Source organism: Phyllobacterium sp. CCNWLW109 (assembly GCF_037203905.1).
Lineage (GTDB): Bacteria > Pseudomonadota > Alphaproteobacteria > Rhizobiales > Rhizobiaceae > Phyllobacterium > Phyllobacterium ifriqiyense.
Window position 1 is genome coordinate 324,189 of sequence record NZ_JBBCBK010000005.1, and the last position, 12,653, is coordinate 336,841.

The window sequence follows — 12,653 nt, forward strand, 5'->3', positions numbered from 1 at the left end:
TTTTCAGTTGTTGTCAAGCGGCGGCACGGGAATCGAGAAAAGCGCTTTCCCAGGCTGCATCATCGCCTGTCCAAACTGTGTGTGCTGGAAAGTGATACAATTTACCGATATGAGGCTGGAATCCTTTAGCTGGCAACTCACTGCCCCATACATACTTGAATTCTGTTTGAGGGTAATGTGCCGCCAGCGTTGCACAAATCTCTTTCTGCTGCTGGGACAAGTTTTCCAAGGGCTCGGAGAAAAAATGGCGCACTACAAATATCCTCTCACCAGAAGAGAAGATTGCCCGCATGCGTTCGGCACGACGGAGATATTTCGTTCGGACTGCTTCGATCTGTTCATTGACGAGATTAAAGTCGCGTTCAATGATGCCCTTAAAGTCATGGGGATAAAAGTTTAGTCCCGTGCCCAAGTCAGTGACGTATTTGCCAGTCTCCGGAAATGCGACACCCTTCCGAAACAGCTTGTCTTCGACGTGCAGTCCAAGCGTTTCAATCAGCTTGCCATGAGGGCTGACGACCCAATCATAGAATAGGCTTTCTTGTTGCAGGTTTATTCGCTTCAATTGATGCGAAACGACGCATGCAGTACCAATACTCACAAACATCACGGTTTTCTCAAGTCCAAGTTGCATAAGTTGTACGAGGATCGATAACCCACAACCGGGCGGCTCGCAAGCTAACTGATGTGGCTAAAGCCAGGGCCCAGTGTCAAAAGTCCCGTGGAATCGGGCTTCTTAGGTCCATTCCGAGAACAGCTTTTTAACCGAGTTGACAAAATGAGCTTCCGTATACCGGTCTTCAATGAACTTTCGACCGGCATCTGATCCAGCGTAAAACCGCTCGATTGTCATTTGTGAAATGTACTCTGCGATTTCTTCTTTGGATTCGAAAATCATGTCATTTGGATAAATATATTCGCAGCCATCCCACCGTAAAACAACACTTTGTCCGCCTCCTGCATAACCGTCCAAAACGGCCAGGTGAAAACTTTCAAAGCCTGGAAAGAGGTTGTGGGAATCGCTGACCGAAAGAACAAATCCGATTTTGCTCTCTTTGAGCTCTTTTGGAAGGTCACATTTACCGCGAAAGATCACAGCTTTGGACAAGCTTTCCTTCTCGATGAACGATTGGCATTTCTCATAATAAGTCATTTCTAATGGATCACGGGTTATCCATGTGAAAGTCTCCGGACCATGCCCGTAGACCTCCAACTCGTATCGTGAATCCTTTTGACGAAGTAGCTTCAGGATATCCAAGGCATTTTGGAAACCCTTCTTCGCGGGAACAATACCAATCATGGCCAGCTTGAATAGTCGATCTTCAGTGCTGACCTCATCCGTTGGACCCAACTTTGAGTAATTGGGTATCAGCCGCGCTTTTGATCGTGGGATGGAAGGAAATCGCTCGAGAAGCCGTTCAAAGAACAAGACTGATACGCTGATAACCGCATTAACGTTCTCAATCTGCAACATCGTTCCGAAGTCTCGGGTCAATTCCATTCGATGCATTCGAATTACAAGTTTTTGGTCTGGGCGCTTGTTTTCAGAGTACCATACGGCGTTGCCGAGCAGCCACTCACACCAAATGAATTCCGCCCAATCCAGCAGTGCCCAACTTTTCTGATGGTTATGGTGATCATGACCTCCCCATTCATCGAGCCTGATATCAAAGTACTTGCTTAAACTGCTAATAGCCGGCGTTATAAATTTCAGGTCCTGGCCAGCTATGATCATCCGTGGCCGGCAAAGAGCGGTGAAAGCTTCGAAATCGCGGTTCAATGCCACTTTCAAAATTTCGAGCACGCGATCGCTATGAATAGATGATCTGACTATGCCCCATACAGCATTAATAAAGTCGCTAAAGCGTTGAAAGATGTCTTCATCTATGTCGCCTCGATTATGAAATATCAAAGCGTTGATTACAGCCTCCAAGCTGATGGGTAGACGTAGCTTGTAATAAGATAACGAGAGTTTTTCTAGTTTTCGCTCGGCTTCCTGCCAGACAAGCAAGTGATCGCCCAGGTCTCTGGCTCCATAGTATTGTGTGCTGGATGGGACATTTGTTGCTTTTTTGTGGTATATGAAGGTAGGGTGATCAACATATTCGATAATGTTTGCTGCACATAACAAGTCGATAAGAAAAAGAGTGTCTTCACTCATTCTTATGTCTTCATGCCACTTGATTGAATGCTCCTCAATTAAAGTTTTCTTTACAAGGGTGAGCGTAGTGGTGCTCTGTTCGGACAGAATCTTGCGAACACGATCATTCTTAGAAAGGCTCGGCTTCCAGGAATATATTCTATTCATTTCGCGGCGGTTCTGACCATCTTCTGCAATTAAATAACCACGAGCCAAACAAGCATTTCTCGCCTGGGCGTGTGCAAAATGAACGCTCAACGTGTCTGGCAGGATTTCATCATCGCAATCCAGGTAGACGATGTACTGTCCATTAGCGCGTTTTGTTCCGATGTTTCGCGGGCGGGAGGGAGAACCACTATTAGTAGTCAGCCTCTCAACGCTCCAATTGTTTTCTGTTCGACACTCTTCAACGAGCAATTCAAAAGTTCCGTCGGTCGAGCAATCATCAATAAAGATCACTTCATACTCGTCTTGTGAAAACTCAATGCGCCGCAGCGAATCCAAGCATATATCTATTTTGCCTCGCGCATTGAAGCAGGGGATGATGATCGAGACCTTCAATGCGGGTGCTTTCCTATACATTTAAAACGGAGTTCGCATTCAGATCGTTGCCAAAATTTAAGGAGGATTTGAAAGCGCGGGTACGTCCCAATAATGGTTGATCGGTTTCAACTCTTGTAAAGCGGAATCTGTTGGCCTCGCTGGCGCACGACAGTAAATAATCGTTGGCATATTCAAGATGCAACAGCGCGTGCTTGAGCCATTCTTTTTTCGGAAAACTGCCCGGCTGTACTATGAGAAAATTACGGGTATCGACTGGATGGTAGGAAGCGCTGCGATAACGTTGTATAAATGAGCGGGCTGTTACTGTCACGCCAAAGCGGTTGAAGGTCTGGTAATACAGGGCAACTTCATCATCTGGAATTGCATCAGAAAGATAGAGGAGGAGACGAGTCTCCGGCACTATCGCCTGTTGCATCGAGAAAAAGTCTAGCGCTGCTTGTGCTTCTTCACGATCGGCGACAGTGCAAATTATCGTGGTTGTATTGTCTTCTTCTTTGTACTGGATGCCGGCCTTCGAAAGTATGTATTCCCAACGGTGTTTATACGTATGCTTGCCAAGTACCAGCGTCAGCGCTTTCTCACGGAGTCTATCAATGTCTGCGCTTGATAATGAACTCAATCGCTCTGGTTCACGATCAAGAAATATGACGCAATCGCCAAACATCTTCTCCATGCCGACTGAGTAGTTGGATAGCACTAGGGTGTTGCTCGACATTAATTCAAAAACACGCCGTGCGAACATCGAATCAGAAGTGGTCACCGTGTTAAAATTGAGCCCATACCGGCTAGATTTATATACCTGCGCCAAATTTTCGTGAGGAATTGGTGGATTCAAATATTGCTGATATTTCTCCGGAAAATGGTGGTTAGGATCGGTACCTCCGAAATGTCGATCGTATATTTTCAAGGTTTGTCCATCGGCTAGTAGACGGTCAAAAACATGCTCCATTAACTGTGCTCGTTCCCTGTGTACGTTATACCAACTCCCCGCAAACACTACCTCAGATGATCGTGGGTTCGTCGGCTCTATAGGGTTGAATAGACGAGGCTGAGTAGCGAACGGAAGGGCGTAAACGTTCTTGCAACCATGATCCTGGCGGTAACTCTCCACACATTCTTCAGCTGTGGTAAAGACAAAATCGAATAATTTAGCCGTTTCGACAAAATTGTGAATCTTGTCTTCATAGTGAGCCGGATCCTCTTTGTTCCAAAATACAGTTGGTATTTTGTTGGCACTACAATAGGCGAGTACTTCGAGCAAAGCGCCGCGGTTTTCAGTCTTAAAGTTAACGCTGGAGTAGATTTTCCCTTTCCAGGGACGGCGTTTTGAATCCTTACCGGACCAAGCTGACTCACAGAAAAATACCTGAGGTTTATGTTTGTCAAACAATTCACGCCAGTTATCGGGTTCGATAGGTATGGATTGAAACTCGCCTTCAAAGCTTCCGTGCGAAAATTCATCTAGGATAGTTGCAACTCGAAATTCTGAAGGCAAAACTAATGGCAACACGATCTGACCGCCCCGGCCTTTATAGGTCGCGGGGCCGCACCGGTTCAGCTTCCGCCAAATTGACAAGAGCTTTCGGGCGTATTTTTCCCCATAAGGAAAAAACTTTATTATGCGGATTGCATATTCTCTGTTTGCTCTCAGAAAGGATCGGCGGTAGCCGGAAAACTTCATGCCTGCTTTCTTCGCATTGCTGTATCGGCGTAAAGCTGTCCATAGTTGTGTAACGACTGGCATTGCTTTTCAAACCCTTGAGACATAGAGAATTCTTAAAGTGTCTGTATCGATTGACTTTTGCCTGTCAATAGCCTGGCAACTTTCGCCAACTCTAGTTGGGCATGTGTTGGCATAAGATCATGCTGATCAACTTGGCCAGTCATTGATTTAGACGATATTGAAGAGAGAGTTTGCATTTGTTGACAGCAGTAATCTTCGGTGCTCATCCTTGGAATGATACACCCTATGGTCTACACCATATCGCACGCGCTTTGGTTAAACTTGGTTGGAACGTTGTGTATGTGGAACCCGCTTTTTCACCACTGCACATTATTTCCGGACGTCGTCGTGGCCGCACTTTTTCGAAAAGGCTTCGCTCCTCTGGAGAGCCCGGCATCTCGCTAATAAGCCCATTTTCGCTTGTCCCTCATGCCAATATGCCACTGTTGCGTTCAAGTATGGCCTTGAAGTTTAGCAAACTGTTGTGGCCAGCCTTGTCAAAGACATTGAAGGAGACAGTCTTTCAAAGTCCGGATCTTGTTCTGTGCGGCTCTCCTTCGATGATCAGGGCGGCAATCAACGTTCAAGCAAAGACATCTGCATACAGGCTTGCGGATGATAGTAGGCTTTTCGATGTCCTGACTCCCGCCATACGCAAGGAGGAACAGAGTTGTTTGTCCGAGTTCGACGCTGTGCTCATTACATCGCCCAAACTAAAGGTAACAGCTCGCAATGCTGGTGCACGAAAAGTAGTCTTCGTTTCAAATGGTGTGGATGTTAATTATTTCCAGACAAAAACCGCGATCCCATCCGACATGCCGCTGCAGGGCCCACGCATCCTATACGCGGGAGCAATCGAAACGTGGTTTGATTGGAACGTCATCATAAATTCAGCGTCTTCAAGACCACAATATCAATATGTAATTGTGGGAAAAGTAGCAATCAAACCGGAAGTTGATCTTCCCAAGAATGTTTTTCTCTTGGGACAGAAACCATATTCGACTATGCCTGGCTATATGCGCGCTGCAACAGTAGGGATCATTCCGTTCGCTTCATCTGAGAGTATGGACGCGGTAAACGCAATAAATCCGATTAAACTCTATGAATACCTGGCTGCAGGCTTGCCAGTGGTTACATCGATCCCCGTGCCGCACGTAGAAGACGCTGCTGTTATTGTTTATAGTTCTGCGTCAACGTTTTCCGAGAAGTTGGATGAGGCGATAGAACTGCGTCATAGCGGATATCACATAGCGCCGCCGAAAGAATGCGAATGGACTTCAATTGTCGCCAGGATGCTTCAATCATTGAACCTATGAAGTAGCGACCAGCAGTTCCATTCCGATTGAGTTTTGCGTGCATAGCACCTTTACCCGATAACCTCGCTAACAGGACCCAATTTAAGGATTCGACCATGTTCAAGGTGCAGTATCTTGTTACATGTCTGCTTTAAAAGGTTGTGATTATGGGAGGCAATGACCATAATACCGGCATCCTCCACCAAGTTCAGCATCCGGTCCTTGGCCTTCTTTTGAAAGTCGGTATCACCGGCGCCGATCCATTCGTCAAGAAGCAATATTTCAGGTGTAACGGCTGTCGCTATGGAAAAAGCAAGCCTAGCAGCCATACCCTGCGAATAGCTTTTATAGGGCATGTCAATGAAATCACCTAGTTCACTGAACTCAATGATCTCGTCCATTCTTTCGGCGATTTGTTTTGAGCTCCAACCATTTATCAGACCGCGCAAAACGATGTTTCTTCGTCCGGTCGCCTCCGGGCGGAAGCCCAGACCAATGTTGAACAAGGCATCAACACGACCCTCAACGATTAATCTTCCAGCAGTTGGCTGGTAGATTTGTGCCAACACCATCAGGAGGGTAGATTTACCTGCACCGTTCGCGCCGATAAGACCCAACCGGTCGCCTGGTCCCAAAGAGAAAGAAAGATCATTCAACGCACGCAGCTTGGGTTGTTTACGGCTAAAAACAAAATCTCCGCCAACGGTGCTCTGTGGGATTGGAATTTGCCCTTTTCGCTTGAAGCCGGGGATAATCCGCCGCTTCTTGTGCATGCGATATTCCAATGAAAGGTTTTCGACTACTATGGATGATTTCACTTTGCAGATATCCTACAGCCAGAAAACTATATGGCGCCGGGTGGCAGCGAACACGAGTACAGCGGCAATCCAGATGGATCCCGTCATGACCAAGCACTCCAGCCAATTTTCCCAAGGAACCCGACCTTCGAGGATGGGAATACGAAAAATCTCGATATAGCTTGTAAACGGATTGTATCTGGCAATAACCTCGCGGTGCGTTCCAGGAGCCGCTGTCCAGATCACGGGCGTAAGAAAGAACACCGAGCGCATAACATTTTCGATGATTTGCTTTACGTCTCTCGTATAGGCCCCAAGCGACCCGAGCAATAATTGTACTGGTATCGCTGTGACAATGAAAAACCCGATTGCCGGTAAAGCTGCCAAGGCGACCCAACTGGATGGATATCCACTCCATATGAGAAACCCGATGCCACCCAGCGCAGCAAAACCATCAAGGATCAAATTTCTCGCCATAATATGGTATGTGAACAATGAAAGCGGGAGTTTGCTGCCCTTAATGTAGGAAACCTGCGATGTGAAAACGGTAACTCCCTGATTAACAATGGGGGAGATGAAATTCCAGGCAAGAAGTCCTGTAACCAAATGGGCGATATATAGTTTATTCGGAAAGCTTGTGCCCAATCCAAAGACCAAGACTATGGAAACAGTGTAGAATGAAAAGGAGAACACCGCCCAGAGTACACCAATGCTGGTGTGGCGATAGGCATCAAGAACATCTTCTTTTGCGAGAGCCAGCCAAAGCCGATAGTATCGGGCTCCGTCAACAATGTCCCGCAGAGCTATTCCGACAAGCGCTGCAAGGCCACTGCCGGGCATTACCTCTTTATCAGAGGTCGAGGTATTCAACGACTGTTCCAATAATCAATCCATCTATCAATAGGCTGTACCTGGTTGAGTATCCCAGTCGTCCATGCCGAGGTGCATATAGCGGCTGTCATACTATCGGTCAACGCGATGACGGTCCGGTGCGACAAACTTTACGGGATCATTTGCTTACGTTCTTCCAAACAACACACGCCCCATGAATCTTGTCAGGAATACGTTTGGGGCGATTCGAAATGCTTCCAAAAGTGCCGCAATGCCATAAAATGCGTTGTGGGCTCGCAAGTAGGCACTGGCTTTTTCGTATGCGAGGGCCTGTTGGAACAGGCGTTTTTCGTGCCCCTCATAGGATTCCATATGTCGCTGCTTCAGCGTTGATAATACGGATAGTCGACGATCTCTGTCGGCTGCTCGAGTGGAGGACAAAATATCAGCAACCAACTCACCACAATGGCCTATCTCTGACTGGCGAAGAGCCCGCAGCAACAGGTCCCAATCCTCGTAAACTCGCAAATTGCAATCATAGCCGCCAATCGCGAGGAATTGGCTTTTGTGGACCATTAAAGTGCTCCCCGCAGCAAAAATCCGTCCGCAAAGAAGTTGCCGTCGCACTTCTTCGGGTAGTCGATCATGCATAACCTTTGCGTGCCCGAAATTTTGATGCCGTTCAAAATAATAATCTCCGACGCATCCAAAAAAATTGGGATGTAGCGAAAGAAATGCTACCTGTGCTGGTATTCTATTCGGGAGACAAATATCATCAGCATCCATGAAAGCGATCAGCGGGTTTCTGGCTAGCTCCACTCCAGTATTACGCGCCTTAGATGGCCCCTTGTTATGCGGATGTCTTACAAGGCGAACGGGCAAGTTGGCGGATGCAGCGAGGTCAGGTGCCTCAGTACTGGCGTCGTCAACCACAATTATCTCATCCCCAGCAGTCAATTCCCGTTTGAGTGAATTAAGGCATCGAACCAAATCAGCTCGTTGGTTGAAATAGGGAATCACGACGGAGACCGGTTGTCTTTTTTCGATTTCGTTACGCTTTTCCGGAGAGTTCAATTGGATGCGCTCCCGGACAGGCTGTAGAGACGCCGATAAACATCAAGCGTCTTTTCTACAACTACTTGATCGGTAAATTTCTCTTCCACGCGCTTTCTGGCAGATGTCCCGAGAGATAATCTCAACGACGGATCCAAAATTAGTTTTTGTAAAGCCTCTATTAGGCGGTCTTGATCGTGCAACGGGACAAGAAGCCCCGTTTCTCCATCGACGACAATTTCACGGCAACCAGGCGCATCTGTTGTGACGATAGCGCAACCGCACGCGGCAGCTTCGAGCAAGACCTTGGGAAGTCCCTCGCGATAATAGGAGGGCAAGCAGAAAATATCTGCGGCGGCTAGGATTCTTGCCATCTCGTCCGAATGGCCCCACCACTCGACGAATCCCGTTTGCCGCCAAGCCGTTAACTGGCTTTCAGGTATGGAAGTCGGATTGCCTGCGTCCGGAGCTCCTACGAGGATAAATCTTGCGTTTATACCTTTTGCTTTTATGCGTTGGGCAGCATTAACGAAGTGCTCGATTCCTTTTTCATAAAGCATACGGGATGCAAGAACGATCAGCGGTTGGGTGCTATTCTTCTCACCAACGGAGAATGTTTGAGCGTCGACACCTGCTCCCTCGATGAGAACCATCGATTCTTTCGGAGCCAATCCCTGCGCAGCCAATTCTTGACGATCATCGTTGTTCTCAAGAATAATGACGCTGTTCTTGAGATGAAAAACCTGCTTGAGGAGTGCTTTGAAGACCGGCCGCAACATCCGGGCCTTCCAGCTGTTAGATGAAAAGACAAAGCCCATTCCCACTGGAGCATTAACGATCCGTTTAATGCCAGCCAGATACGACGCAGCACTGCCGGCGATAATCGGCTTCATAGCAATGTGATGAACGACATCGGGTTTTTCACGGCGATAGATTGCTGAAAGTTTAAAAATTTCGAGCACTATTGCAATTGGATTTATGGCTGAACGCCCTAGACTTAAGGGCACCACGCGCATGTTCTCTTTCCGAATTTTTTCTGCAGCATTGTCTTCGCGAGTAATAACGACGACCTCAAACCCGTCAGCTTGAGCAGCCTTTGCTCGCACCAGAAAATGCGAGCAAAAAAACCAAGCCTCCGTAATAACAAAAACAAGCTTTCGCGCGGACAATTACCCGCCTCCATTCCCAAGTAATAAGCTACCGCCTGAAGTGTAGGCCTTCAGCTTCTCAAGCGAAGTCGGACTTTGGCTGCCAGATGCCGACAGTGTCGATGACAATACGCCGAAGTAAGGTATCGCGGCGAATCTGCTTGAAAGCGTTATGTCCTACCAGCAAGACAATAATATCTGCTTCAAGCAGTGCCTGGTCGATCGATGTCATGACAATTTTTTTATTGCCAGCGAGACTTTTCGGCAATGCGTCTATGTGCGGTTCAACCACGAGAAGCTTAACATCGTCATTAGCCAAGGACTTCACGATGTGGATTGCGGGACTTTCACGGAGATCATCAATGTCCGGCTTATAGGCCAGCCCCAAACACGCGACCACCGGACGCTTGAAACGCTCCATCTGGCTTCTAACTTGTACAAGCACTGACTCCGGTTTGCTATCATTCACTTGTCGGGCAGCCGCCATCAGGGCGGTTTTGTCAGGTGCCGCAGAAATCAAAAACCAAGGGTCGACTGCAATGCAGTGTCCACCTACACCGGGGCCAGGTGATAGTATATTTACACGCGGATGTCTGTTTGCCAAGGAAATCGCTTCCCACACATTCATTTGCATATGTTCGCAAAGAACCGATAGTTCGTTAGCAAAAGCGATGTTAACGTCACGATACGCGTTTTCCATCAGCTTAACCAGCTCTGCGGTGGGTGCCCTTGTTTTCAGTAATGCTCCGCGAACGAAAAGTTTGTAAAGCTCTACTGCGCGGGTGCCGCAAGTCTCACTCACACCTCCAATAATGCGATCGTTCTCGACCAGTTCGAAAACCATTCGGCCAGGAAGTATGCGCTCCGGACAATAGGCGACACTAATGTCGCCGCTGTTGTTTTCATTTGGCAGATTTAAATCAGGCCTCTCTTCGGCTATCCACTCGCAAACTTTTTGGGTTGTGCCGATTGGGCTCGTTGATTCGAGAACAATCAAATCGCCAACTTTCAGGACTTTTGCAATCGATCTGGCCGCACTTTCTATGTAACTCAAATCCGCAGATTTGTCCTCGAGAAAGGGGGTGGGGACCGCAAGAATAAAAGCATCTGCCGGTTCTGGCGTCATGACCGCTCGAAGTTTTCCGGTACTCACAGCTGCTTCAAGCAAGATGTCGAGGTCTGGCTCTGAGAAGTGTGCTTTCCCATCATTCAATTTGGTAACGACATGTTCGTTCACATCAACGCCAATGACGCTCACACCACGCGTGGCAAAAGTTGCAGCTGTGGGCAGTCCGATATAGCCGAGACCGATAATCGAGATTGTTTTAAAAGGGATATTAGAGCTCATATTTACTCCGATTGAGATTGGACAAGAATGTCGCCAATTTGTTTTGATGTCGTACCATCGCCGAAGGGATTGGGAATTGACGCTATTTTCGCTCGCTCGCTCGGATTATCCAGAAAGTGCTTTGCCAATTTACGAATACGCGTTGCATTGGTTCCCACCAACTGTCCGATGCCGACATCAATAACTTCGCTACGCTCTGTGGATTCGCGCATGATGATCAGTGGGATACCAAAGGTTGGTGCCTCCTCCTGAATACCGCCAGAGTCCGTTAGCACGAGATAGGAACTACGGAGCAGATCAACCATTTCTGGATATGGCAAAGGCTCAATTAGCTCAACATTCGCGATACCTTTAAAAACTGCGTGAGCCAGTTCCAATACATTGGGGTTGCGATGCACAGGATAAACAAACCTAACATCGGGATATTGCCGGGCAACATCAGCAATGGCATCCAGCGCTTCGTTCATGGCATTGCCGAAGTTTTCTCGGCGATGTGCGGTGATCAAAACGACTTTCTGATCAGAAGTCCCTTTTGCTTTCACCCTTTCGGCCGTCCACTGGAGGGCATCAACAACAGTATTGCCTACTAGATGAATGGTGCCTGGAACACATTCTTTCTCAAGAACGTCGACGGCTCGTTGAGTAGGCGCGAAATGCCAAGTTGCAAGACGACCGATGAGAGACCGGTTACCTTCTTCTGGGAACGGTGAATATATATCACCGGTCCGCAGGCCTGCCTCGATGTGAGCGACCGGAATCTTTCGATGATATGCGGCGAGGGCTCCTGCCAAGGCGGTAGATGTGTCCCCCTGCACAATGACAAGGTCAGGTTTTTCGGACTCTAGTACCTCATCAAGCGCCAATTGCGCTCTTGCTAATAAGCCCTGTGGTGTTTGGCCAGGCTGCATTAGCGAAAGGTCATATGATGGCGTTATATCAAACCAGTCAAAAAGGGGGGCAATCATCTCGCGATGTTGTCCTGTTGATATAAGAATGACCTCGACACCGGAAATTGCACGCAAATAACGATGAAGCATCGCTATTTTAATAACCTCTGGTCGTGTTCCACAAATAATCGCAAACTTCATTTATTTATCACTCTGCTTCGCTTGCGATGGCTTATGGCAGAAATTGCTGCAAAAACACAACCCTCAATGGTAACGAGGAGTGCGCAGTCCTACTGATGTTGAAGGCATTTGGGACAATTTACAGCGGGATCATCCCTTGGCGGCTTGTATTATGGGATTAGCCTTTGCGTTTGGCTGGACGCTATGCACAGGACCGGTGCTTGGTCCAATACTGGCGCTGGTAGGTGCTCGCGATACTGTAGCTGACGGGACGCTTTTGCTTGCGATCTATTCTCTTGGGCTTGGTATACCCTTCATTATCGCAGCCTTGTTTTCCGGTGTGTTTATGCGGTTTCTTTCCCGGTTTCGCATGCATCTTGGCAAGGTCGAAAAGTCACGGGAGGGCTGCTGGTCATTGCAGGTGTACTTTTCCTGACCGGAGGGCTGCAGACATTTTCATTCTGGCTGCTTGAAACATTTCCCATCCTCGGCCAAAGAAGCGCAAGTTACCAAATTGCAACCAGCATTGTACCATGTTGCAGCATGATAACGCTTTGCCAAATGATCTGAAAGTCTGAACCATGACATCACGCACTTGTTTTACGGTGCCATGGCGACGCGTCATAGGCAGAAATGGTAAATTGAGGCATCGGAGTTTTATATGTGCGGAATTGTAGGAATCATCGG

The 12,653-nt window shown here is 47.8% G+C and carries 10 protein-coding genes and 1 pseudogene; 2 read left to right on the forward strand and 9 right to left on the reverse strand.

The annotated features are described in order from the left end of the window. Nucleotides 1–13: 13 nt before the first annotated feature. The 3 genes from V9K92_RS21675 to V9K92_RS21685 form a co-directional block, all read right to left on the reverse strand. Nucleotides 14–607, reverse strand: a complete 594-nt coding sequence (locus V9K92_RS21675; RefSeq protein ID WP_337354936.1) for a DUF1796 family putative cysteine peptidase — start codon at nucleotides 605–607, stop codon at nucleotides 14–16. Between the two features lie 129 nt (nucleotides 608–736). Then, complete coding sequence (locus V9K92_RS21680) at nucleotides 737–2,701, reverse strand: glycosyltransferase (protein WP_337354937.1); 1,965 nt, start codon at nucleotides 2,699–2,701, stop codon at nucleotides 737–739. A gap of 13 nt (nucleotides 2,702–2,714) precedes the next feature. Further along, complete coding sequence (locus V9K92_RS21685) at nucleotides 2,715–4,385, reverse strand: CgeB family protein (RefSeq protein WP_337354938.1); 1,671 nt, start codon at nucleotides 4,383–4,385, stop codon at nucleotides 2,715–2,717. A 242-nt stretch (nucleotides 4,386–4,627) separates the two neighbouring features. On the opposite strand from V9K92_RS21685, the gene V9K92_RS21690 reads away from it, so the two are divergent. Next, entirely contained in the window at nucleotides 4,628–5,743 is a 1,116-nt protein-coding gene (locus V9K92_RS21690; protein ID WP_337354939.1) for a glycosyltransferase, read from the forward strand. A 50-nt stretch (nucleotides 5,744–5,793) separates the two neighbouring features. On the opposite strand, the gene V9K92_RS21695 is transcribed toward V9K92_RS21690, so the two are convergent. The 6 genes from V9K92_RS21695 to wecB all read right to left on the reverse strand — a co-directional run bounded on the left by V9K92_RS21695 (nucleotide 5,794) and on the right by wecB (nucleotide 11,987). Continuing rightward, entirely contained in the window at nucleotides 5,794–6,540 is a 747-nt protein-coding gene (locus tag V9K92_RS21695) for an ABC transporter ATP-binding protein (RefSeq protein WP_337354940.1), read from the reverse strand. 12 nt (nucleotides 6,541–6,552) lie between these two features. Next, nucleotides 6,553–7,389 carry an ABC transporter permease gene (locus V9K92_RS21700; protein WP_337354941.1) on the reverse strand — a complete coding sequence of 279 codons (837 nt, stop codon included), beginning with the start codon at nucleotides 7,387–7,389 and terminating at the stop codon, nucleotides 6,553–6,555. A 147-nt stretch (nucleotides 7,390–7,536) separates the two neighbouring features. Continuing rightward, nucleotides 7,537–8,424, reverse strand: coding sequence for a glycosyltransferase family 2 protein (locus tag V9K92_RS21705; RefSeq protein WP_337354942.1), 888 nt, complete (start codon nucleotides 8,422–8,424; stop codon nucleotides 7,537–7,539). After that, nucleotides 8,421–9,572, reverse strand: a complete 1,152-nt coding sequence (locus V9K92_RS21710) for a glycosyltransferase family 4 protein (RefSeq protein ID WP_337354943.1) — start codon at nucleotides 9,570–9,572, stop codon at nucleotides 8,421–8,423. The genes V9K92_RS21705 and V9K92_RS21710 overlap by 4 nt, the downstream gene beginning before the upstream one ends. Before the next feature lie 58 nt (nucleotides 9,573–9,630). Continuing rightward, nucleotides 9,631–10,899 carry a UDP-N-acetyl-D-mannosamine dehydrogenase gene (wecC, locus tag V9K92_RS21715; protein ID WP_337354944.1) on the reverse strand — a complete coding sequence of 423 codons (1,269 nt, stop codon included), beginning with the start codon at nucleotides 10,897–10,899 and terminating at the stop codon, nucleotides 9,631–9,633. Between the two features lie 2 nt (nucleotides 10,900–10,901). After that, nucleotides 10,902–11,987 carry a non-hydrolyzing UDP-N-acetylglucosamine 2-epimerase gene (wecB, locus tag V9K92_RS21720; RefSeq protein ID WP_337354945.1) on the reverse strand — a complete coding sequence of 362 codons (1,086 nt, stop codon included), beginning with the start codon at nucleotides 11,985–11,987 and terminating at the stop codon, nucleotides 10,902–10,904. Nucleotides 11,988–12,120: 133 nt separating this feature from the next. Here wecB and V9K92_RS21725 point away from each other — a divergent pair. After that, a pseudogene (locus V9K92_RS21725) lies at nucleotides 12,121–12,536 on the forward strand (hypothetical protein); the annotation flags it as partial. Nucleotides 12,537–12,653 lie beyond the last annotated feature (117 nt).

Excerpts from the sequence above, each read along its gene's own strand:
- V9K92_RS21675 (WP_337354936.1), bottom strand. The coding sequence starts at position 607 with ATGTTTGTGAGTATTGGTACTGCATGCGTCGTTTCGCATCAATTGAAG.
- V9K92_RS21685 (WP_337354938.1), bottom strand. The coding sequence starts at position 4,385 with ATGAAGTTTTCCGGCTACCGCCGATCCTTTCTGAGAGCAAACAGAGAA.
- wecC (WP_337354944.1), bottom strand. The coding sequence starts at position 10,899 with ATGAGCTCTAATATCCCTTTTAAAACAATCTCGATTATCGGTCTCGGC.
- wecB (WP_337354945.1), bottom strand. The coding sequence starts at position 11,987 with ATGAAGTTTGCGATTATTTGTGGAACACGACCAGAGGTTATTAAAATA.